Here is an 18801-nt window from a genome sequence, read left to right as displayed (position 1 = left end):
ACACACTGCCGTGAGGTGCCATCCCGGCGCTGCTTAGGGGGAGGCGCCGGGCGCAGGGTGCCACTAGGCTTCTGCCATGACCGAACAAGTTCCCGGACCCACAGCCCTGATCACCGGCGCGACGGCGGGCCTTGGCGCCGAGTTTGCCCGCCAGCTCGCGGAACAGGGGCACCACCTGGTGCTGGTGGCCCGCGATGCGGAGCGCCTGCGGGCCGCCGCGCACGAACTGGAGAACAACTACAGCATCACTGCCGAGGTGCTCTCCGCTGACCTGACGGACGACGCCGGGGTGGCCACCGTCGTCGAACGCCTTTCCGACGCTTCACGGCCGGTGGAGATCCTGGTCAACAACGCCGGCATCGGGCTGCTGAAGTCCTTCGACAAGAACAGCTTGGACGAGGAACGCAGGCACCTGCGGCTCCATGTCCAGACGCCCATGGAACTGTGCCACGCTGCCCTGCAAGGCATGCTGGCGCGCGGTTCGGGCAGGATCATCAACGTGGCCAGCGTCGCCGCGTTCGCCAACCGGGGTAGTTACTCGGCGGCGAAAGCCTGGCAGGTGAGCTTCAGCCGCTGGGCCAACCTGGCATACGCCGGCAGCGGCGTGAAAGTGACGGCCGTGTGCCCGGGGTTCACCCACACCGAATTCCACGACCGGATGGGCATGGACAAAACAGTGGCCCCGCGGTGGCTGTGGCTGCACGCGGACCGCGTGGTCCGGGAAGGCCTGGCGGACAACGAACGCGGCCGTGCGGTGTCCATCCCCACCAAGCGGTACAAGGTGGTTGCCGCCGTTTCACGGATGCTGCCGGCGCGGTTTACGTCCGGGCCGCCGAAAAGGCCCGCAAAGTAGCCGCTGTGTTCAGCTGGACGGGCGCAGGCGGACTGTCCGCCGCCGGACCAGCACAATCACCAGGATGCCCACCACCGCGCCCACCACGGTTTCCACGGCACGTTCCGTGATGAGGACATAGGGGTCTGCCGGGGCGGCAAGTTGCGTCATCAGCAGGATGACGGGGGTGAAGGACACCATGGCGAGGCCGTAGTGCCTGGTCATGAAAAGTTCCGTGGTGAACTGGAAGATGATGACCAGAACCGCCAGCACGGCGGCTTCCGCCCCCGGAAAAAACGTCAGCGGCGCCCAGGGCGCCGGAAGAAGTACGACGGCGACCAGCACCAGCCCGAGGAAGGTCCCCACCATGCGGTGGAGGCCGCGGTGCACGCTGCTGGGCAGGTCTGCTCCGGCGAGGGGAACCGCGGCGGCGGCCATTGCCCAGTGCGGGTGGCCGCTGCCGCTGAGAACACCGATGGAGCCGGCTGTTCCGACTGCCAGGACATAGCGGGCCGCGTGGATCACGGCTGCCTGCCGCCTTAATCCGCCCAGCGGCGTGGCAGCCCGGACCGCTCCCGGCTGCCACTTCCGGCCGCGGACCCAGCCGCCAAAACCGACGGCTATTGAAAACGCCGCGGAGGCGGCTGCAATGACCAATGCCGCGAACCAGGGAATGGTGATGGGGACGGAGGCGCAGGCGCCCAGGGCCAGGATGCCGAAGAACGGGCCGTTGGGCTTCAGGTTCACCCTGTCGGAGAACACCGAGCCGATGCCGGCGAGGACGGCTTCGACACCCACCAGCCACCAGGAGTGCAGGTGGTTGACGGACAGGAAAATGCCGACGCCAACCCCGCTGAGCAGGACCAGCGCGGCCTGCGTCTGGTGAATGAGGCGGAGCTGGTGGGGCTCGGACCGTCCATACATCCCGGTCAGGGCGCCGAACACGGCATAGATGATCAGGTCCGGGCGGCCGAAAACCAGGAGGGCCAGCGAGGGGACGGCCACACTGACCGCCACGCGCAGGGCGGACAAATGATCATTGTTGGCCGGGCCGAGGCTATGCAGGTCGCGGAGATGCCGCAGGAGGCCGTGGGCCATGGGTACCTCCGTTCTTCCGTGCGTTCGTTCCGAGCGCACTTCCTCAAAAAGTCTGCCAGACGCGCGGAAGGCCTGCTTTGCACGCTGTCACAAAAGAACATCGTGCAAAGCAGGCCTCGTCGGGCGGGGCTGCTGGGCTACGAGGCTAGGCCCTCGCAGGAACCTTTTCGGTTTCGCGCAGCTCGTCCTCAAACGGCATGTCATCCAGGTTGATCAGCGGGTTCTCATCCTGGGTGGCCACGAGCTCGTGCGCCTCTGCCTTGGTGTCCACGCTGGGCATGGAGCCCGGCAGCGGACGGTTGGCTGATTCCTTCAGGAAGTAGATGGCCACCGCGCCGACGGCCGACGTGGCCATCAGATAGTACGCGGGCATCATGTCGTTGCCGGTGCTATTGATCAGGGCGGCGACGATGAACGGTGTGGTTCCGCCGAAGATGGCCACGGAGAAGTTGTAAGCGATGCCCATGGCGCCGTAGCGGCTGGACGTCGGGAACTGGGCCGGCAGGGCGGAGGCCAGGTTGGCCACGTAGAACGTCACCGGGAAGGCGATCAGGCCGAGGCCCAGCAACGTCGACCAGACTTCTCCGATGCCGATCAGGAGGAACGCCGGAGTTGCCAACACCACGGTGCTGAGGGCTCCGATCCAGAGCACGGGTCGGCGGCCGATCCGGTCAGACAGCTTGCCGGTGAGCGGAATGCAGAGGCTCATGACCACCAGCACGGGGATGGTCAGCAGCGTGCCGTGAACCGGATCGTAGCCCTTGGACTCCGTGAGATACGTCGGCATGTAGGACGTCAGAGCATAGCCGGCCGTGTTTGCGGCGGCCACGAGGATCATCGCGACGATGAGCGAACGCCAGTAGGCCTTCACGATGCCCACCGGGCCCTTGGATGCGGCTGCATCGCCGGCGGTGGCGTCCTTTGCGGATGCTTCCTGCGCGTCAAGGGTCGCCTGGAACTGCGGGGACTCCTCGATTTTGCTCCGGAAGTAGACGGCGATCAGGCCCAGCGGGCCGGCGACGAGGAACGGAATCCGCCAGCCCCATTGCTCCATGGAGTCCTGGCCAAGCGTGAGCTGCAGGACGGAGACCAGGGCGGCACCGATTGCGAAGCCGAGGTAGCTGCCCATGTCCAGGAAGCTGGCGAAGAAGCCACGGCGCTTGTCCGGCGCGTATTCGCTCACAAAGGTGGTGGCACCGGCGTACTCGCCGCCGGTGGAGAAGCCTTGGACGAGCTTGAACAGCACCAGCAGGACCGCGGCCCAGATACCGATCTGTGCGTAGCCGGGCAGGAGGCCGACCGCGAAGGTGCTGGCGGCCATGATCATCAGGGTGGCCGCGAGTACCTTCTGGCGGCCGATCTTGTCGCCGAGCCAGCCGAACACGACACCGCCGAGGGGGCGGGCAATGAAGGTGGCAGCGAACGTTCCCAGCAGGAACAGGGTCTGGACGGACTTGTCCGCCTCAGGCAGGAACACCGGACCCATGGTGGTGATCAGGTAGCCGAACACGCCGACGTCGTACCACTCCATCGTGTTACCCACGATGGTTCCGCCGAGTGCTTTCTTAAGCATCGGCTTGTTGACGACGTTGACATCGGAGACTTTGAGTCTGCGGCGAGGCAACAGCCTCGACTTCTTGGCGCTTTGGGGCGCAATGCCCGGGGGCACAATATTGTTGGTTCCGCGGGCGATGTTCGCGCCTGCTGAAGAGTCGGTCATGCTTCGGTCTTTGGGCATTTGGGCTTCTCCCATGGAGGTCATTTGCTTGCGACTTGTAGCTGCCCCGCTCCGGGCAGGCTTTCAATTTTACGCGATTTCCATGGTGTTTCCGAGTTCGGTGGCGTATGATCCGGGGTTTCAAGGGCCGAACGGCAGCCGGAACCCGAATTATTTTGCGCCGTTTCACCGCGCCAGCACTGGAATCCGTGCATTTTCCGCATCGTTACCAAACCTTTTTCGGCCAGCGGCCGATAACGCGCCCAAAAACGCCGGATCCGGCCCTTCAGCGCCCACCTGCCGGGCCATGCGTGCGGGGGGCCGAATCCATCTGAACCGGGGGTTCCCAACCGGCCGGAATACTGCCTAAGGTTGACCCATGGGAACACTGATCTTTGGATAGGCCCGCGGCCGGCCGCCAGCGCGTGTTCCTGTTGGTCTGTCCGCCCGCCCCATTCACCTGCACACAAGGCTCGTTGAGGCGTACTTACGCGTTGATCCGCTCGGCTGACTCCCGTCGCCGTCACTTCTCCACCGCGATCCGGGCGACAGTGACCCGGCAGCGCATGCGTCCACAACTCACCATCGCAAAACGATTCCGTAAGCCACACGTTTCCGTAATACAAGGAGTGCTTCCATGACCCACCAAGGCAACACCCAGGGCGCCGAACCGAAATCGGGCCAGAACATCGAATCGCCGGAGGCCGGAACATCGGATGCCGGCCAAGGGATCAAGTCACGGCTGACGGACGCCCAGAAGGAAATGCTGGCCAGTAAGTCCCGTGGCGGCGCGGGGTTGCAGAGCGTTTCCCACGGCCACAAACCCACGCACGCGAGCGGAAAGCAAGGCCCTGCCCAGAAAAAAGTCCGCTGGTAGGTTCTGCAGACAAGCGGTAACCGCAGACCTAATATTGGTGGACGCTTCATTTCAACGCGGAAAGGAAGAGCACAAAATGGCTGAGAAAAATCCTGGGGGACAGCTCGAACCGGAGCTTGCCAGTCACCTGGCAGAATCCATGGACGAGGCGCCCGCGCCCGAGATGCCAGCTCCCGCGGGCCCCGTCAATGGCGGCCGGCAGTGGCCCGATGGCAACGGCAAGCGGCGTCATCCGAAGGAACGCGGCACCGCCCACGGCCGGATGGGCCATGAGGCAGCAGTGACCGCAGTCCACCGGACCGGCCGGCCGCAGATGCCGCACTCCTCCTAAAGCGGAATCCCGAATAGACGGAATCCCGAATACCAACCCGGGGCCGGGCGATACCCAGAGCGGGTGTCGCCCGGCCCTTTCCGTGTTCCGGTTCCTGTTTGTCCTTGGCCAGGCTTCGCTGCGCCGCTGTGTCAGCCGGATTCCGCCACCACGTCGTCGGCGTTCTTGTCCAGGCGCCAGCCGCGCCACACCGGGTGCCGCAGCTTCCCGCCGCCGGTCCATTCCCCGAAAGTAACTTCGCCGACCAGTTCGGGAGTCACCCAGTGCGCGTCGGAGGCATCGGCGGCCGGGACGTCGGTGAAGGGCGAGGTCTTCCTCGCCAGCGTGTCCATCTGGAGCCGCAGCTCCGTCAGCTCCCGGTCGCTGAACCCGCTGCCCACGCGTCCCACGTACCGCAGCGTGCCGCCGTCGGGGATGCCCACCAGCAACGAGCCCACGGAGCTGTGCCGTAATCCCTTGCCCGGGCGCCAGCCGCCCACCACCACTTCCTGGGTGCGCTCGAACTTCAGTTTCAACCAGGACCTGGTGCGCTCGCCGCTGACGTAGCGTCCGTCAAGGCGTTTGGCCATGATCCCTTCAAGCCCCAGTTCGCGGGCGCTTTCCAGAATGTGCTCCACCTCGTCGTCCAGGACTTCGGACAGGTGCACGGGGCAGCCGGACGGCCAGTCCAACTGCTCCAGCCGCACCCTGCGCTTCCGGAGCGGCAGCCTGCGGAGGTCCTCGCCGGCGTCCGAGAGCAGGTCGAACACCATTAGCCGGACAGGCGTGGCTGCCCTGGCCCTGGCGACGTCGGGAGCTTTGGTCAGTTTCATCCGCGTCTGCAGCAACCCGAAATCGGGCCGACCGGAAGGCCCGACGGCGACGATCTCGCCGTCGGCGGTGAAGCTCTGCTCCGGCCAGCATGCGCGGTCGGTCAGTTCCGGGTAGCTCGCAGACATGTCGTTGCCGTTCCGGCTGATGAGCCGGATCCGGTCGGCGTCGCCGATGATGAGCGCCCGCACGCCGTCCCACTTCAGTTCGAACTGCCAGTCCATGCCACGAAGGTCGGCCGGGGTCCCGGCGCCCGCGAGCATGGGCCGGAAAACAGGTGAAGAAGCCGCTGCGGGCGGCGGCTCGTCCTCCTTTGCTTCTTTCGGGGTGCTTGAGCCGGCCGCAGCGCCTGACGCTGGCGGGGCACCGTGCCCCCTGCGGTCCATCAGGTGAATCAGCCACTGCGCTTGTTCCGGCTGTTGGGAGGCGTCGCTGTCCCGGGAGGTCCGGATCAGCGCAAACCTCTTGGTCCCGCCAAGGCCGCCGCCTTCAGACCCCGTGAGCGTGGCAATGACTTCCTTGCCTGCTATCCATTTGTCGCATTCGTAGTAGCCCTGGTCCCAGATACTGACGGTCCCGGCGCCGTACTGGCCCTTGGGGATGGTGCCCTCGAAATCGAGATAGTCCATCGGGTGGTCCTCGGTCTGGACCGCCAAGTGGTTCTGCGCTCCGCTTACGGGCACACCTTTCGGAAGCGCCCAGGACACCAGGACGCCGTCACGCTCCAGCCGGAAGTCAAAGTGCAGCCGGCTGGCGTGGTGCTCCTGGATCACGAACCGCTCCCGGATGGTGCCGGCGCCGGGGTCCGCCCGGAGCCGGTCCGCACTGAACGGCTCCGGCGTCCCTTCCGGATCCCGCATCGAGCGGTACTTCTCCAGCCTCGGGTCGGTGCTGCCGGCGTCGGCCGTTCCACCGCCGCTGCGCCCGCCAGCGCCGTGGCCGCCGCCGGACCCGCCGCCGTCGGGATTGTCCTGCACATGGCCGCCGCCTGCGGAAACCGACGCGAACGGGTCCTTGCCGTCCTTGACCCGCCGCATGACCTCCCGGTAGTCCAGCTGCCTCAGCGCGGGGGAGGCCAGCTCGCGCCAGGTCCGCGGTGCCGCCACCGTGGGCCTGAGCCGGCCGCGGAGTGAGTACGGCACGATGGTGGTCTTGGCAGCGTTGTTCTGGCTCCAGTCCACCAGCACTTTGCCGGTGCGGAGCGTCTTCTTCATGTCGCTGACGGCAAGGTCCGGGTGGTCAGCTTCCAGAGCGCGGGCAAGTTCGTGGGCGAATTCGGAGATCTGCTCCGAGCCTTGTGTGCCGTCGAGGCCGGCGTAAAGGTGGATGCCCTTGCTGCCGCTGGTCACCGGCACAGGGTCCAGGCCAACGTCCTTCAGGATGGCGCGGGCAAGCCGGGCCACTTCGGCGCACTCGGCCAGCCCGGCGCCCTCGCCGGGATCAAGGTCCAGCACCAGGCGGTCAGGGTTCATGGGATTCCCGTGCGGGTCCACGCGCCACTGCGGGACGTGGATTTCCAGCGAGCCCATCTGCGCCAGCCAGATCAGCGTGGCGGCATCGTTGACCAGCGGGTACTGGTTGGTGCGCTCCTTGTGCCGGATCGAGGCGCGCGGAATCCAGCCGGGCGTGGAGTCCTCCAGGTTCTTCTGGAAAAACATCTCGCCCGGCGCCTCCGCGGTGCCCACTCCGTTAACCCAGCGCTTGCGCGTGGCGGGCCGGTTCACTGCGGCGGGGATCAGGACCGGCGCAACGGCGGTGTAGTACGACAGGACGTCGGCTTTGGTGGTGCCCGTCTCCGGGTACATCACCTTGTCCAGGTTGGTGACCACCAGTTCGCGGCCCTGGATCCGGACACGTTCCCTACTGCCGGCCAAAGGTCTTCACCTCCGGGCAACTCTGATGTTCACTTGATCCATGAGAGCCATCTGGAAAGGCGCTATCGCATTTGGGCTGGTCAACGTGCCGGTCAAGGTCTATAGCGCCACGGAGGACCACGACATCGGGCTCCACCAGGTCCACGGCGCCGACGGCGGACGCATCCGGTACCAGCGCCGCTGTGAAGTCTGCGGCGAGATCGTGGATTATGCGGACATCGACAAGGCCTACGAGGAGGACGGCCGTACGGTGATCCTCACCCGTGACGAGCTCAAGTCCATCCCGGCGGAGAGCAGCCACGAGATCGAAGTGGTCCAGTTTGTTCCGTCCGAGCAGCTCGATCCCATGATGTTCGAGAAGAGCTACTACCTGGAACCGGATTCCAAGTCCCCGAAGGCGTACGTCCTCCTCCGCCGGGCACTGGAAGACACTGACCGTGTGGCCGTGGTCCAGTTCGCGCTCCGGGAGAAGACCCGGCTCGGCGCGTTGCGGATCAAGGACGACGTCCTGGTGCTGCAGTCGCTGCTGTGGGCGGACGAGGTCAGGGAGCCGGCTTTTCCCGCCCTGGAAACCACCGTCCGGATCTCCGCCCAGGAACGGGAGATGTCCGCAGCCCTGGTTGATTCCATGGCCGGGGATTTTGAGCCCGGCCAGTTCACGGACGACTACCAGGTGCAGCTCCGCAAGCTCATCGACGCGAAGATCGAGCAGGGCGAGTCCCTGGACACCGAACAGACGTTCGGCGCCGAGGCCGCCGAGACCGGGCAGGGTGAGGTCATCGACCTGATGGAAGCCCTGAAGCGAAGCCTGGAAAAGAAGCGGGGCGGCGGGGCGGCCAAGGCCGCGAGCGAGTCGGGGGCGGCGGACGGCGCCGACGCCGACACCGACGAGGCTCCCGCGAAAACCACGCGCGCCAAGGCCTCTAGGCCCCGCTCCACGACGACCGCTGCCAAGGCAACGGCTGCCAAGACAACCGCTGCCAAGACTCCGGCAAAGACGGCAAGCAAGGCCGCTGCGGCGGAAACTGCAGTCAAGGAGCCGGCGAAAAGCCGGCGAAAAGGGGCCTGATACGGCAGTGCACTGGCCGGTTCGGTAACCCATTGCTGCCGCGGTCAGGAGTTCCTGAGAGCTGAGATAAGCTCACTTTTCTTCTTGGCGGAGTAACCCTTCAGCCCTATTTCCTTCGCTTTGGCTTTGAGCTGGGCGACCGTCCAATCCTCGTAGTCGCCCGCCTTGCCGCCCTTGCGCCCCACCTCGGAGCGTCCCCTCTTGGCGGCGGCGTTGGAAATCCGGGCGGCCTTCTGCTTCGAGGCGCCGTCCTCGCGCAGCTCCTCGTACAGTTGCGGGTCCTTGAGGCTGGGGTTCTTTTTCTCAGGCACGGTCAGCTCGGATCTGATGGTTCGGCGTCGTCGATGAAGGGGTCCACCCCGGCCGGACGCTTCGGCGAAGGCGTGGGTGTATGCGGCGGCTGCGGGTGGGATTCGTGTGCCGCTGACCCGGGTGCCTCAGACACGTGTGCGTGGTGCGCCGGAGCGTTCGCCGCAAAGCCTGCCTCTTCCTCGGTTTCTTCCACTTCTCCGTGGTCCACGGCAGAACGCCAGGCGCCCGTTTCAATGCCGCGCGACTCGATGAAGTGCTTGAACCGCTTGAGGTCGGCGCTGAGCTGGTGGCTGACCGCGCCCACTGCGGAGCCGGCCTTCTCCACCAGCCCCTCCGGCTCCCATTCCAGTGCCACGGTGACCCGGGTGTGCTCCGGCCCGAGGGATTCGAAGGAGATTTCGCCGGCGTTGCGCGGTTTGTCCGTGCTGACCCAGGCGATCCGCCGGTCCGGGAGCTGCTCGGTGATCTGCGCGTTGTACTCGCGCCTGACCCCAGCGATGTCGGTCCGGAAATGCAAGGACGTCTCGTCTATTTGTTCCACGGACTCCACGCCCTTCATGAACTCCGGGAATGATTCGAACTGGGTCCATTGGTTGTAGGCCGTGGACACGGGAACTTCCACCTCGATGGTTTCCTGCAGGGTAGCCACTGTCTCATCCTCTTTCAGCCCGGCGTCGTGCCCCGAATGGGTCTGTTGAACGGCGTGTCGCCACGCTGTCCACGCTAACGGGGCCGTCAGGCAAAAACAAGGAATGTACTAAGTCGGCTTAGTTCATTGTGCCGGGAGTTAAACGCAGCGGCCGGCCCGTGCGCCGTGTGCCCCCTCAAGGGGCAGTGGCGCAGCGTGCCGGCCGCTGGCTGCCGTTCCGGAAGCGGACTGTCTTAGCCCGCCGTGCCGCTACTCGGCGTCGTGATCGGTTTCCAGGATCTGGACCAGGTGGTCCAGTGCCGTATCGGCGCCGTCGCCTTCGGCGCGGAGGACCACAACGTCGCCGTGCGAGGCGCCCAGGCTCATCAGGGACAGGATGCTGGCGGCGTCCATGGCCTCGTCAACCGGTTCGCCCTGACGGGCAATGGTGATCTCGTGCGGGTACTCGCCGGCTGCCTCGGCAAAGATGGCGGCGGGGCGGGCGTGCAGGCCCACGCGGCTGGCGATGGTGGCGGTGCGTTCGAACATGTGTGCTCCTTGGATATCAGGTCGAGACAAATGGTTGGTCAGAATACCGAACCGGGTCAGACAGTTACTGGAACCGGCTCCACGGTATCAACGGACTTGCGGACGGCCCAGCGCTTCAGCGCGATCACGGCCAGGGCGGTGACGACGGTGCCCACGAGGATCGAAACAACGAACATTACGAAGTTGTCGATCGCGAAGAAGACGAAGATTCCGCCGTGCGGGGCCTTTGATCCGACGCCCGCTGCCATCGAGATGGCACCGGTTACTGCGCCGCCCAGCATGCTGGCGGGGATGACGCGCAGCGGATCGGCTGCGGCGAACGGGATGGCACCTTCGGAAATGAAGGACGCTCCCAGCAGCCAGGCGGCCTTGCCGTTTTCACGCTCGGCCAGGCTGAAGCGCTTCTTGTCCAGGACGGTGGAAGCGAGGGCCATGGCCAGCGGCGGGACCATGCCCGAAGCCATGACGGCTGCCATGATCTGCCACGGCGCCTGGTTGTCCAGGGTGGCGGCGCCCAGGCCGGCGACGGCGAAGGAGTAGGCAACCTTGTTGACCGGGCCACCGAGGTCGAAGCACATCATGAGGCCCAGGATGACGCCCAGTGCGATGGCGCTGGCGCCGGTGAGGCCGGAAAGCCAGCCGTTCAGGCCCTTGGTGATGGCGACGATCGGAGCGCCCAGGATAAGGAACATCAGGCCGGAGGCAACCAGTGAAGCAAGCAGCGGGATGATCACCACGGGCATCAGGCCGCGCAGCCAGCGGGCCACCTGGATCTGGCCGATGGAGTGGGCGATGTAGCCGGCCAGGAGACCGCCCACGATGCCGCCCAGGAAGCCTGCACCCATGAACCCTGCCACGGCGCCGGCCACGAAGCCCGGTGCGATACCCGGACGGTCGGCGATGCCGTAGGCGATGTAACCGGCCAGTGCGGGGACCAGGAAGCCCAGCGAGAGGGCACCGATCTTGAAGAGCACGGCACCGATGTAGGCGCCGAGCGGGCCCCAGGCGTTTTCAGGGTACTCGGTGGGCAGGTTGAAAATGCTGTTGTCCACCACGATGACGTCTGCGAACTGGGTAATCAGGTAGCCGCCCATCAGGAAGCCCAGAGCGATGAGCAGACCGCCGCCGGCCACGAACGGAATCATGTAGCTGACGCCCGTGAGGAGCGCCTTCTTGAGCTTCTGTCCGATGTGCTCGCCCTTTTCGGTGGCTTCGGCTTCTGCCTGCTCCTCGGCGCCGAAGTGCGGTACGCGCCGGGCGTTGGGGTTGTCCGCCGCGGCCAGTGCCTCCTGCACCATCTTGTCCGGTTCGTCGATGCCGCGCTTGACGGGTGCGTTGATGACCGGCTTGCCGGCAAAGCGCTCCTTGCCGCGGACGTCCACGTCCACCGCGAAGATCACGGCATCGGCTGCGGCGATCACGGCGGGGTCCAGCGGCTTGGCGCCGGAGGAGCCCTGGGTTTCCACCTGCAGGTCCACACCGACTTCCTTGGCTGCGGCAACCAGTGAATCGGCGGCCATGTAGGTGTGGGCGATGCCCGTGGGGCAGGCCGTCACGGCCACGAGGCGCTTGGGGCCGGACCTGGCGCCGGTAGCGGCACCGGCAGAGGGCGCGGCTGCTGCGGCTGTTGCCATGGCAGGCTCGGCTGCGGCCGCAGGCTTGTCGGCCAGGGCGCCGTCCACCAGCTCAACGATCTCGGCCTGGGTGGTGGCTGCACGCAGGGAAGCGGTGAAGTCCTTTTTGATCAGCGAGCGGGCCAGCTTGGACAGGAGCTTCAGGTGCTCCTGGTCCGCGCCTTCGGGGGCTGCGATGAAGAAGATCAGGTCGGCCGGGCCGTCCTTGGCGCCGAAGTCCACGGGCTGCGAGAGCCGGGCCATGGCCAGGGTGGGCACCGTCACCGCCGTGGAGCGGCAGTGCGGAATGGCAATTCCGCCGGGCACGCCCGTGGCGGTCTTGGATTCGCGGGCAAAGGCGTCCGTGAAGAGGCCTTCGGCTTCGGTGGCGCGTCCGGTGGCGGCAACCCTGCCGGCCAGATGGCGGATCACGTCCTCGGGCGAATTGCCCAGGTTCTGGTCTAGCTCGACCAGATCAGTAGTAATGAGCTGAGTCACTGTCAGTCCTTCCGGAGGGCCGTGATGGTTACGGCATCAGGGGTGGTTTGGTGGACCGCCGGGACTGTGGAGCCCGGCAGGGAGGCGGCAGCGGCACCATGTGCCACGGCCTGACGGAGGCAGTCGGCCGGGGCGGCGCCCTGGCTGGAGGCGAGCAGGTAGCCGGCAAGGGAAGAATCTCCCGCGCCGACCGTGCTGACCGCCTTGACCGGCGGATGCGTGGCCAGCCACGCGCCGTCGGCCGTCACTAGTACCGCACCCTTGGAACCGAGCGTTGCCAGCACGGCACCTACACCGGAACGCACGACGGCGGCGGCGGCTGCCGCGGCAGCCTCCGGATCCGCTTCCAGTTCGTCAGCGGTGGACGCCGTGGCGAAACCGGCTGCGGCAGCCAGTTCAGCCAGTTCTTCGGCGTTGGGTTTGAGGAGGTCCGGCATGCCTGACGCGTCGCCCGAGAGGGCGGCGGCGAGGGGCGCGCCGGACGAGTCGACGGCGATGCGGGGGGCAGCACCGTCAGTGGTGGACCGAAGCCGCCGGGTAACGGTGGCGTAGAAGTCGGCCGGGACTCCGGGTGGGAGCGAGCCGGCGAGGACAACCCAGCTGGCGCCGCGGGAACGCTCCAGCAGAAGCCCGATCAGGGCTTCCTGCTGGTCTTCGCTTAGTACCGGGCCGGGTTCGTTGATTTTGGTGGTGACGCCGTCCGGCTCCGTCAGCGCCACGTTGGTGCGCAGCGGTTCGTGGATGGCGAGGGCGGCGAAGGGGACGCCGCCGTCACGAAGCCCTGCCAGCACCGGATCGGAGTCGCCGCCTGGGAGCACGGCCACTGTTTCCAGGCCGGAGGCCACCAGGGCGCGGGATACGTTGACGCCTTTCCCGCCGGACTCCTGGCGGACGGAGACGGCCCGCTGTACTTCGCCGCGCAGCAGCGGCGAGGGCAGGGCCACGGTGCGGTCGAGGCTCGGGTTCGCGGTGAGGGTGACAATCATGCGATCACCACGTCCACGCCGGCGTCAGCAAGCGCCGCCGCCAGTTCCGGGCTGGGTTCACTGTCTGTAATCAAGGTGTCCAGATCTTTCAACGAGGCGAACTGGACCAGCGTTTCGGCATCCAGCTTGGACGAATCGGCCAGCACCACAATGCGGCGTGCCGATTGGACGAAGGCCGCTTTGACGGCGGCTTCTTCAGGATCGGGGGTGCTCAGCCCGAAGGCCGAGTGGATTCCGTTGGCGCCGATGAAGGCGATGTCCGGACGGATTCGGTGTGCCGCGTCCACGGTGGACTGGCCCACGGCAGCCTGCGTGAGGCCGCGGACCCTGCCACCCAGCAGGTGGAGGGCGATGCCCGGCTCGCCGGCGAGCTTGGCGGCGATCGGGATCGCGTGGGTGATGACGACGAGTTCGTTCTCCGAGCCGGTGTCAGGGGCGGCGGAAGGGTCGGCAAGGCGCAGGGCGATCAGGTCCGCCAGCGCTTCAGTGGTTGAGCCGGCGTCCACCAGGATGCTGCCCGCCGGATTTTGCGGGATGAAAGCCAAAGCGGCCTCGGCAATGCGCAGCTTTTCCGGCTGCCGCTGCACGGTCCGTTCCAGGATGCTTTCCTCGGTGGTGCTGATCCGGTCCGGGGCGACGGCGCCGCCATGGACCCTGCGTACTGTGCCGGCGGCTTCCAGTGCAGCCAGGTCCCGCCGGACGGTTTCGGTGGTGATGTTGAAGCGCTCGGCAAGCGCAGTGACGCTGGCCCGGCCGCTTTCGGCGACTAGACCCGCGATCAGCTGTTGGCGCTCTTCGGCGAACACTTACCCTCCATTGCGTAAATACTGCTGGTACTTCAGTGAACGGCTTCAGTGACTGCCATCACACGATGTTGAATTGCTTGACTTTATCTTTGTTCTTGTGGGTTTGTCAATGAAAACAACACGAACGCAGATCACGGTGTGGGCGGGGTCCTTCCAAAGACGGCGAAAGCCGGGCCCGACCGTGTTGGTCTGGCCCGGCTTCCGGGGTACTCACATTGCGGTTCGCCTGTGTCCGTGGACAGCGGCGGCCGGAGGATCATGGCTAGAGGCTGCCGTCCCGGCTCTCATTGCGGACAATCCGCTCGCCCGTGTTTGGGTCCACCACCGACCGGGTTTCGCTTACCCGCCTGGTGCGTCCCGGCGAAGCCAGCACCAGTGAGGCGATCAGGCCGATGACGCCGACGGCCATCAGGATGTACCCGATCAGCGTCTGGTCCACATAGGGGATGAGGCCGGGGGTGATGGCCCACGCCAAGATGGCGCCGATGGCGATAAGGAAAATAGAGGAACCGATTCTCATGACTTGCTCCTAGCTGTCCGGGGGACGTGCGGGCAAAAAGACGTGCGGCAAAACTTGATCAGCATGCTGTCTAGCGACAGGCTACAGCCCCTTCCCGGCTGTTTCAATGAACCCGAAGGCGCGCGCCGGAGCTGTGTCACAGTCGTTATTTACCGGGATGTTGCCGGCGGCGGCGAAGTAACACCAGCAGCCGGAGGTGTGCCCCGCGTACTGTGGATTGCGCACGCATTCTCCCTGCCGGGCACATTCGCCCGGCCAGGCAAATCTGCCCGGCCAGCGGGGGAGGCGTCCGCGACAAACAGCGCGCAGCGTCCACGGATCCCAGGAGCAGTGTTACCCATGTCTGAACAAGTCCCCGCGGTAGTAGTCACCGGCCTGGGAGCAGTGACTCCCGTCGGCTCAACCGCCGGCGAAACATGGGACGCGCTCCTGGCCGGACGTTCCGGGATTGTGGCCCTTGACGACGGCTGGTCAGACGGGCTTCCCGTGCGCATTGCAGGACGCGTCACTGCAGACGTCCCGTCACTGCTGTCCACCTTGGAATACAAAAGGATGGACCGCTGCGGCCACCTGGCGCTTATCGCCGCGCGCGAGGCCTGGGCGCACGCCGGCCGGCCGGAGGTTGACCCGGAACGGCTGGCCGTGGTGATCGGCTCCGGCTACGGCGGCCTGGACACCACCCTTGAGCAGACCCGGACCCTGGACGGGAAGGGGCCGCGCCGGGTCTCACCGCACACGCTTACCCGGATCATGGTGAACGGCCCCTCGGCGTGGGTCTCCATTGACGTCGGAGCCCGCGGCGGGGCGCGGACTCCCGTCAGCGCCTGCGCCTCCGGGGCCGAAGCGATCTCGCAGGCGGCCGACATGATCCGCAGCGGCGCCGCCGACGTGGTGATCGCCGGCGGAGTGGACTCCTGCATCAACGGCCTGACCATCAGCGGGTTCTCGCAGATCCGCGCCCTCTCCACCCGAAACGACAGCCCGCAGGCCGCCTCCAGGCCCTTCGACCGGGACCGCGATGGCTTCGTCATGGCCGAGGGCGCCGGGATCGTGGTGCTGGAGCGCGAGGACCACGCCCGTTCCCGCGGGGCCGAGGTGCTCGGCGTCATCGCAGGCAGCGCCGTCACCTCCGACGCCGTGGACATCGTGGCGGCCGACCCCGCCATGCAGCGCCGCGTCCTGCAGAAGGCCATTGCCGCGGCCGGACTCACCGGGGCGGACATCGGCTTCGTGCACGCCCACGCCACGTCCACTCCCGTGGGGGACCGGCTCGAAGCGGAAGCCATCGGCGCCGTCGTCGGACATTCCGTTCCTGTCACGTCCACGAAAAGCCTTACCGGGCACCTGCTGGGCGGGGCCGGGGCGCTCGGCGCCATCGTCACCATCCAGGCGCTGCGCACGGGCGCCATCCCGGGCACCCTCAACCTCGACAGCCGGGACCCGGACATCCACCTCAACATCGTTTCGGAGACAACCCCTGGGCTGGCTGCGGGGGCCGGCATTGCCAACGCCTTCGGATTCGGCGGCCACAGCGCCTCGCTGGTGATCACCGCAGGCTGAGGCCTGCCGCCGGGACCGCCGGCGGAAAGTTAGGCTGTTGCGATGGAGACAGTCGTATGGTCCAGGCCGGAGAGCCAGCGCGCCGGAACGCCGCTGCTGGTGATGATGCACGGCTACGGCACAGACGAAGTGCGCATGTCGGACCTGTTCGGCCAGCTGCCGCCCGAGTTCACCTGCGCGGCCCTGCGCGCGCCCAAGGTGATCGGCGACGACTACGGCTGGTTCCTGCTGGACTATTTCCTGACCCATGACTTCGCCGACGTCATTTCCGTCAGCAACAAGGTGTTCGACTGGATCAACTCCGTCAAGGCCAAGCACAGCAGCGTGAGCCTGCTGGGCTTCTCGCAGGGCATGGCTATGGCCAGCACCCTGCTGCGGCTGCGGCCCCACGATTTCCGGGCAGTCGTGGGGTTGTCCGGATTCGTCCTGGACAACGAACTGCTGGCCATGAGCGAATCCTTCGACGCCAAGCCGCCCTTCTTTTGGGGCCGGGACAAGGCGGACCTGGTGATCAACGACGACGCCGTGGAGCACACCGAGGAATGGCTGAACCGGAATACGCAGCTGACGGCCCGGACCTATCCGGGCATGGGCCACACGATTTCCACGGCGGAGATGGTGGACGTGAGCGCCTTCCTGCGCCACTACGTCCTGCGCTGAAGGACAAGGCGCGCGGGTCGTTTCCCCGGAAACCCGAAATAATCCGCACTCGCGGGTAAAACCAGTTGCGCGCTAAATTTGTAAGCGCTTACACTCTTCTTCGGCCATGTATCGGGCCCACGACTTCCGAAGAAGAAAGGGCTGAGCCCGTGTTGCATGGCTAGAGCACCGCGCGTGACCATCCAGGACGTTGCCGCATTGTCGGGGCTGTCCATCTGTACCGTTTCCCGCGCCCTGCGCGGGCTGCCCAATGTCTCCGAAACGGCACACCTGAAGGTTGCGGATGCCGCCACTAAACTCGGTTACAAGGCATCCTCGGCGGCGGCGCGCCTTGCGGGCGGGACCACGGGGTCCGTGGCCATCATCGCGCCCACAGCCACGGCGTGGTTTTTCGCCCAGGCCGTGGAGGCAGCCGAGGAAGTCTTTGCTGACAGCGGCTTCGACACGATGCTGATCAGCCTGCGCAACACCCCCAGCGTGCACCGCAAGGTCTTCGGCGACCTGGAGGCCCTGTCGCAGCGCGTGGACGGCGTCCTGCTGCTGAACATTGCCCTCAGCAGCGACGAAATCGATGCCCTGGCCTCCTCCGGGCTGGCCGTAGCCAGCGTGGGCATGCACAACGTCCCCTGGGACAATGTGGGAATCGACAACGAGGACGCGGCCTGGAAGGCAACCAACCACCTCCTGGGCCTCGGACACTGGGACCTTGCCATTCTCTCCGGCCGCGAATCGGGGGAGCGCTCGGTGGTCACGGCCACGGACCGCCTCAACGGATTCCGCCGGGCGCTTGCCGAGCACCACCTGACCGTGGACCCGGACCTGGTGATGGACGCCGGGTCGAGCATCGAGGGCGGCCGCAGGGCCATGACCGAGCTCATCGAAAACCGCAGGATGCCCTCCGCGATTTTCGCCGGCTGCGACGAAACTGCCTTCGGCGCGCTCATGGCCCTGCGCGAGCTCGGTTTGTCAGCGCCGAAAAACGTGTCCATCATAGGTATAGACGATCATCAGATGAGTTGGTTCCTGGGACTGAGCACCATAGCGCAGCCGGTAGCCGACCAGGGCGCCTTCGCAGCCAACCTGCTGATCGAAGGACTCCAACGTCCGGGGCAGTTGAATGCCCCCGCCAGCCACGTGCTGGATACCAAACTGATTGAGCGCAAGACCACGCGACGGAAACGCTGAGCACAAACGCTGCGTCGCGCAAACACCGAGCAAGGCACCGCCGCCCTTCTGCTCGCCACGGCTCCCACCGCCCCAAAACCCGCAGCATCCATGCACGTCCCCCTGCACGCCGTCTGAAAGGACACCGAGTACCGCATGACTGAGCTTTCAAACAGCACCACCGTCCACGGCTGGACCGGCGCTTCCGCCATCCTCTTCGACCTCGACGGCGTGCTCACGCCCACGGCGATCGTCCACGAGCGTGCCTGGCAGGAGCTTTTCGACGGCTTCCTGCAGGACGTTCCGGAGGCGGACAACTACCGCGAAAGCGACTACTTCGACCATATCGACGGCAAGCCCCGGTTCGACGGTGTCCGGGACTTCCTCGCCTCGCGCAGCATCGTGCTGCCCGAGGGCCCCTCGGATGACGACCCCGCCAACAACACGGTCCATGGCCTCGGCAACCGCAAGAACAAGGTTTTCAACGACATCGTCGAGGCCGGCGGCGTGGCCCCCTACGAAGGCTCGGTGCGCTTCCTGGAAGCAGCGCAGGCGCTGGGACTCAAGGTCGCCGTCGTCTCTTCCTCCCGGAACGCACCGGCGGTGCTGCAGGCTGCGGGACTGGCGCACCACTTCCCCGTGGTGGTGGACGGCGTCGTCGCTGCTGCCGCGGGCCTGCCCGGAAAGCCCAGCCCGGCCACCTACGAATATGCGGCGCAGCTCCTGGACCTCCCCAGCGAGGAATGCGTCGTGGTTGAGGACGCCGTGTCCGGCGTCCAGGCCGGTAACGCCGGCACCTTCCACTCGGTGATCGGAGTGGACCGCGGAGCCGGCCGGCAGACGCTGCTGGACGCCGGCGCCACCCTGGTGGTCGGGGACCTGAACGAACTCCTCTAG

At 66.3% G+C, this 18801-nt stretch carries 18 protein-coding genes; 8 read left to right on the top strand and 10 right to left on the bottom strand.

Features of this window, described 5'->3' with window-relative positions:
• Positions 1 to 76: 76 nt before the first annotated feature.
• A complete protein-coding gene (locus ASF98_RS11265) occupies positions 77 to 853 on the top strand; it encodes an SDR family NAD(P)-dependent oxidoreductase (RefSeq protein ID WP_055801577.1) in 777 nt (258 codons plus the stop codon).
• Between the two features lie 9 nt (positions 854 to 862).
• On the opposite strand, the gene ASF98_RS11260 is transcribed toward ASF98_RS11265, so the two are convergent.
• Together ASF98_RS11260 and ASF98_RS11255 are read right to left on the bottom strand one after the other, a co-directional pair.
• Entirely contained in the window at positions 863 to 1930 is a 1068-nt protein-coding gene (locus tag ASF98_RS11260; protein ID WP_055801574.1) for an FUSC family protein, read from the bottom strand.
• 145 nt (positions 1931 to 2075) lie between these two features.
• Complete coding sequence (locus ASF98_RS11255; protein ID WP_055802430.1) at positions 2076 to 3668, bottom strand: MFS transporter; 1593 nt, start codon at positions 3666 to 3668, stop codon at positions 2076 to 2078.
• A gap of 616 nt (positions 3669 to 4284) precedes the next feature.
• Here ASF98_RS11255 and ASF98_RS11250 point away from each other — a divergent pair.
• Positions 4285 to 4524, top strand: a complete 240-nt coding sequence (locus ASF98_RS11250; protein WP_055801571.1) for a hypothetical protein — start codon at positions 4285 to 4287, stop codon at positions 4522 to 4524.
• A 76-nt stretch (positions 4525 to 4600) separates the two neighbouring features.
• Positions 4601 to 4855 carry a hypothetical protein gene (locus ASF98_RS11245; RefSeq protein WP_028270621.1) on the top strand — a complete coding sequence of 85 codons (255 nt, stop codon included), beginning with the start codon at positions 4601 to 4603 and terminating at the stop codon, positions 4853 to 4855.
• A gap of 131 nt (positions 4856 to 4986) precedes the next feature.
• On the opposite strand, the gene ASF98_RS11240 is transcribed toward ASF98_RS11245, so the two are convergent.
• Positions 4987 to 7539, bottom strand: coding sequence for an ATP-dependent DNA ligase (locus ASF98_RS11240; protein ID WP_055801568.1), 2553 nt, complete (start codon positions 7537 to 7539; stop codon positions 4987 to 4989).
• Between the two features lie 40 nt (positions 7540 to 7579).
• On the opposite strand from ASF98_RS11240, the gene ku reads away from it, so the two are divergent.
• Positions 7580 to 8608, top strand: coding sequence for a non-homologous end joining protein Ku (gene ku / locus ASF98_RS11235; RefSeq protein ID WP_055801566.1), 1029 nt, complete (start codon positions 7580 to 7582; stop codon positions 8606 to 8608).
• A 44-nt stretch (positions 8609 to 8652) separates the two neighbouring features.
• Here ku and ASF98_RS11230 read toward each other — a convergent pair whose 3' ends face one another.
• The 7 genes from ASF98_RS11230 to ASF98_RS11200 all read right to left on the bottom strand — a co-directional run bounded on the left by ASF98_RS11230 (position 8653) and on the right by ASF98_RS11200 (position 14520).
• Positions 8653 to 8919, bottom strand: coding sequence for a DUF7218 family protein (locus ASF98_RS11230; protein WP_055801563.1), 267 nt, complete (start codon positions 8917 to 8919; stop codon positions 8653 to 8655).
• A 2-nt stretch (positions 8920 to 8921) separates the two neighbouring features.
• Entirely contained in the window at positions 8922 to 9569 is a 648-nt protein-coding gene (locus ASF98_RS11225) for an SRPBCC family protein (RefSeq protein WP_055801560.1), read from the bottom strand.
• Positions 9570 to 9818: 249 nt separating this feature from the next.
• Positions 9819 to 10097, bottom strand: coding sequence for an HPr family phosphocarrier protein (locus ASF98_RS11220; protein WP_055801558.1), 279 nt, complete (start codon positions 10095 to 10097; stop codon positions 9819 to 9821).
• Between the two features lie 56 nt (positions 10098 to 10153).
• Positions 10154 to 12208 carry a PTS fructose transporter subunit IIABC gene (locus ASF98_RS11215; protein ID WP_055801556.1) on the bottom strand — a complete coding sequence of 685 codons (2055 nt, stop codon included), beginning with the start codon at positions 12206 to 12208 and terminating at the stop codon, positions 10154 to 10156.
• A gap of 2 nt (positions 12209 to 12210) precedes the next feature.
• Complete coding sequence (locus ASF98_RS11210; RefSeq protein WP_055801552.1) at positions 12211 to 13194, bottom strand: 1-phosphofructokinase family hexose kinase; 984 nt, start codon at positions 13192 to 13194, stop codon at positions 12211 to 12213.
• Positions 13191 to 14000: a DeoR/GlpR family DNA-binding transcription regulator gene (locus ASF98_RS11205; protein ID WP_055801549.1), complete on the bottom strand. Its 810-nt coding sequence runs from the start codon at positions 13998 to 14000 to the stop codon at positions 13191 to 13193. Before ASF98_RS11205 ends, ASF98_RS11210 begins: the two co-directional genes overlap by 4 nt.
• 262 nt (positions 14001 to 14262) lie before the next feature.
• Positions 14263 to 14520: a DUF6458 family protein gene (locus tag ASF98_RS11200; RefSeq protein ID WP_028270630.1), complete on the bottom strand. Its 258-nt coding sequence runs from the start codon at positions 14518 to 14520 to the stop codon at positions 14263 to 14265.
• Positions 14521 to 14859: 339 nt separating this feature from the next.
• Here ASF98_RS11200 and ASF98_RS11195 point away from each other — a divergent pair, with 339 nt between their 5' ends.
• The 4 genes from ASF98_RS11195 to ASF98_RS11180 all read left to right on the top strand — a co-directional run bounded on the left by ASF98_RS11195 (position 14860) and on the right by ASF98_RS11180 (position 18801).
• Positions 14860 to 16080, top strand: a complete 1221-nt coding sequence (locus ASF98_RS11195; RefSeq protein ID WP_055801545.1) for a beta-ketoacyl-[acyl-carrier-protein] synthase family protein — start codon at positions 14860 to 14862, stop codon at positions 16078 to 16080.
• 42 nt (positions 16081 to 16122) lie between these two features.
• Positions 16123 to 16740 carry an alpha/beta hydrolase gene (locus tag ASF98_RS11190; protein ID WP_055801541.1) on the top strand — a complete coding sequence of 206 codons (618 nt, stop codon included), beginning with the start codon at positions 16123 to 16125 and terminating at the stop codon, positions 16738 to 16740.
• 156 nt (positions 16741 to 16896) lie between these two features.
• On the top strand, positions 16897 to 17925 hold the full coding sequence (locus ASF98_RS11185) for a LacI family DNA-binding transcriptional regulator (RefSeq protein ID WP_055801538.1): 1029 nt from the start codon (positions 16897 to 16899) through the stop codon (positions 17923 to 17925).
• Positions 17926 to 18060: 135 nt separating this feature from the next.
• Positions 18061 to 18801, top strand: a complete 741-nt coding sequence (locus ASF98_RS11180) for an HAD family hydrolase (RefSeq protein ID WP_055801535.1) — start codon at positions 18061 to 18063, stop codon at positions 18799 to 18801.

The sequence above is a fragment of the Arthrobacter sp. Leaf337 genome (genome assembly GCF_001423745.1).
GTDB lineage: Bacteria > Actinomycetota > Actinomycetes > Actinomycetales > Micrococcaceae > Arthrobacter.
Note: the sequence above shows the minus strand (reverse complement) of the source record. Positions and strands in the feature narration are given on the sequence as shown.

Bases quoted from the DNA above. Each gene is read 5' to 3' on its own strand.
- ASF98_RS11265 (WP_055801577.1), top strand. From the start codon at position 77: ATGACCGAACAAGTTCCCGGACCCACAGCCCTGATCACCGGCGCGACG.
- ASF98_RS11260 (WP_055801574.1), bottom strand. From the start codon at position 1,930: ATGGCCCACGGCCTCCTGCGGCATCTCCGCGACCTGCATAGCCTCGGC.
- ASF98_RS11255 (WP_055802430.1), bottom strand. From the start codon at position 3,668: ATGCCCAAAGACCGAAGCATGACCGACTCTTCAGCAGGCGCGAACATC.
- ASF98_RS11250 (WP_055801571.1), top strand. From the start codon at position 4,285: ATGACCCACCAAGGCAACACCCAGGGCGCCGAACCGAAATCGGGCCAG.
- ASF98_RS11245 (WP_028270621.1), top strand. From the start codon at position 4,601: ATGGCTGAGAAAAATCCTGGGGGACAGCTCGAACCGGAGCTTGCCAGT.
- ku (WP_055801566.1), top strand. From the start codon at position 7,580: ATGAGAGCCATCTGGAAAGGCGCTATCGCATTTGGGCTGGTCAACGTG.
- ASF98_RS11220 (WP_055801558.1), bottom strand. From the start codon at position 10,097: ATGTTCGAACGCACCGCCACCATCGCCAGCCGCGTGGGCCTGCACGCC.
- ASF98_RS11210 (WP_055801552.1), bottom strand. From the start codon at position 13,194: ATGATTGTCACCCTCACCGCGAACCCGAGCCTCGACCGCACCGTGGCC.
- ASF98_RS11200 (WP_028270630.1), bottom strand. From the start codon at position 14,520: ATGAGAATCGGTTCCTCTATTTTCCTTATCGCCATCGGCGCCATCTTG.
- ASF98_RS11195 (WP_055801545.1), top strand. From the start codon at position 14,860: ATGTCTGAACAAGTCCCCGCGGTAGTAGTCACCGGCCTGGGAGCAGTG.
- ASF98_RS11190 (WP_055801541.1), top strand. From the start codon at position 16,123: ATGGAGACAGTCGTATGGTCCAGGCCGGAGAGCCAGCGCGCCGGAACG.
- ASF98_RS11185 (WP_055801538.1), top strand. From the start codon at position 16,897: ATGGCTAGAGCACCGCGCGTGACCATCCAGGACGTTGCCGCATTGTCG.
- ASF98_RS11180 (WP_055801535.1), top strand. From the start codon at position 18,061: ATGACTGAGCTTTCAAACAGCACCACCGTCCACGGCTGGACCGGCGCT.